Origin of the sequence: Oribacterium sp. P6A1, from assembly GCF_000702885.1 — a bacterium.
GTDB lineage: Bacteria > Bacillota > Clostridia > Lachnospirales > Lachnospiraceae > Oribacterium.
Genome location: NZ_JNKO01000080.1, coordinates 1 through 2265, shown reverse-complemented (window position 1 = coordinate 2265; position 2265 = coordinate 1). Strand labels below are relative to the sequence as shown.

The following is a 2265-nucleotide window of genomic DNA, read 5'->3' as shown; positions in this document are numbered from 1 at the left end:
GCAAAAATGAAATAAAATTTAAGCAAAAACATAATAATCATATTTTATAAAGTTGTTCCATAGTGACTTCATAAAACTGACTAAGTTTTATCGCTATATCAAGCCTGGGATCCTGTATGCCGCGTTCATATCTGGAAAGGGAATCTTTGCTTATACAAAGTGCATCCGCTACTTCTTTTTGGGTAAGGCCCTTACTTTCCCGGGTGTTTTGTAAATTGTTCTTTACTAGCATATGTACCTCAAAATATTATCTCAGGGGCTGGTGCTGGTTTGGTTTTGAAAACCGTTCAGCCCCAAGGTATCGATAGTTTTTAATTGATCACACGCCCGAATGTCCGGAATGAATCTGATTCACGAACGATCTTCGGGTTATATTTTTCGCTATTAATGGAAATAAGCTGTGCTGCATTATCCTTTAAGCTCAACATTTTACAGAAACATTCTCCATTAAGTTCGAAAATGCCAATCTGGCTGTCTTCCAGGGTGTCCTGACGACGAACCCATACTATCTGTCCATCAGCATATCTTGGAGTCATACTGTCACCAGTGATACGAACTCCAAAATCTGCTCCATCCGGAACATTATATTCCATCCTGTCAACTTCATCGTACCCGCTGCCGTCAAGAAAATTACCATTACCTGCAGAAACACGGGTATCATAAATTCGTATGTACTTAGGCATTGAATCATAGCATACAAAATCAACTATATTTTTGGGATGACCATAGTCCACAGATCTTTCTTTAAGGTATTCGCCTTTATTAAAGCCTTCCAGGAGTGATACATAGTCAGCTACCTTGCTAAGGCCTTTTTCATTCAAATTATTTAGTGGATTACTTTTATTCTCTCCAAAATATGCTTCCATTACATCAGGAATATTTAATATCTTACAAATGTAAAGGAATACAGTGACGCTTGGTTCGCAGACATTTTGCTCCCATGTCGATATGGATCTGTATCCTATTTCAACCCCATTTTCTTTCAATTCTTCTGCCAGCTGTTGCTGGGTAAGTCCTGATTTCTTGCGATATGTGGATAAGAGCTTTCCTATGTCTCTCATTATGTTACCTCTTTCTAATGGCTTGATTATCAACTGATGTACATAGTGTACCACTATAGGAACATAAATACAAACTAATTGGTATAAATAGACACAAACGACTACTGACAACCAAATTAATTGGAATTATCATAATATTATCTTCACAGGGAAGTGATAGGTACTACGTGAATCAATACAATGGTACCGCTTCGAAGCATTAAAATCATAAACTTATGAGTGGGAGGTTTAACGTATGGAGAGAGTAATCATTCATGTCAGAGTGAGGGATTGATCAGCTGGATTATAGTTGGTCGGTCCCCTTCCAGGATAGCAGCTTAGTTGCTGTGTTCCAACAAATAAAAGTATGATCCGGGATGTTTTCGCTACCGCATTTTGGATATAAAAAATTGAGAAGGTTCTCCCTTATCCCTCTCAGCTGCAAATCACACGTATTTGTACATTGGGAAAGAGGGGATTGAACATATTGGTTAAGGATAGTAATAGAGTAGATTTGTATTGCAGGCGCTGCAGAAAGTTTCTGCATATGGCTTATGAGTTAACAGGGTCCCCGGATTCTCCGTTGTTGCCCAACATAATCATGAAATGTCCTTGTTGTACGAAAGTTATGGCTTTCAAAAAGTATACTGAAAAGAATATTACTGAAGGAATGAAGGACAACAAGTACTACCTCTGATATTAAGAAAACTGAATGAATGGTCATCATGATACTGGAGACTCCGGAGAAGATATTTTAGCCGGGCACATAGCCATCCTAAAGACGCATGAAAAGAAAACCAGCTGAGGCTGAGTTCTTTTCTGCGTCTTATTTTTTTGGAGTTATCTGAGAAATCCCCTCGCATAATTTATTTAGAGAACAAAAGTCCTGTTGGAGACACAATCGAAACCAGATCGACAGGGATTATCCTTGCATGATTTTTGTTCTCGCCTAAAAAACACATATTCCTTTCGCTCTGAGTTTCAGAGAAAAGGAGTATAAATATGAGAAAATCAAAAAACATTGACTTGACAACAGTAGGTGGAAGAATCAAGTTCCTGAGAGAGCAGGCTGATATGACTCAGGATGAACTTGCCGAAGAATTAGGACTTAATGATAGAAGCAGCATATCATCCTATGAGACTAATCGAAGAGATATTTCTGCTTTTCAGGCGGTCTGTATTGCCAAGATACTGAACAGTACTACCGACTATATTTTACTTGGCA

Annotated in this window: 3 protein-coding genes; 1 reads left to right on the top strand and 2 read right to left on the bottom strand. The window is 38.3% G+C overall.

Annotation, left to right across the window (positions count from 1 at the left end):
• Window positions 1-37 precede the first annotated feature (37 nt).
• Together T515_RS18580 and T515_RS16050 are read right to left on the bottom strand one after the other, a co-directional pair.
• Window positions 38-232 carry a helix-turn-helix domain-containing protein gene (locus T515_RS18580; RefSeq protein WP_051671831.1) on the bottom strand — a complete coding sequence of 65 codons (195 nt, stop codon included), beginning with the start codon at window positions 230-232 and terminating at the stop codon, window positions 38-40.
• A 79-nt stretch (window positions 233-311) separates the two neighbouring features.
• Window positions 312-1061 carry an XRE family transcriptional regulator gene (locus T515_RS16050; protein WP_036613555.1) on the bottom strand — a complete coding sequence of 250 codons (750 nt, stop codon included), beginning with the start codon at window positions 1059-1061 and terminating at the stop codon, window positions 312-314.
• 981 nt (window positions 1062-2042) lie between these two features.
• Between T515_RS16050 and T515_RS16045 the strand changes: the two genes are divergently transcribed.
• On the top strand, window positions 2043-2265 hold a 223-nt coding region (locus tag T515_RS16045; RefSeq protein ID WP_036613554.1), incomplete at its 3' end, for a helix-turn-helix domain-containing protein.

Excerpts from the sequence above, each read along its gene's own strand:
- T515_RS18580 (WP_051671831.1), bottom strand. The coding sequence starts at position 232 with ATGCTAGTAAAGAACAATTTACAAAACACCCGGGAAAGTAAGGGCCTT.
- T515_RS16050 (WP_036613555.1), bottom strand. The coding sequence starts at position 1,061 with ATGAGAGACATAGGAAAGCTCTTATCCACATATCGCAAGAAATCAGGA.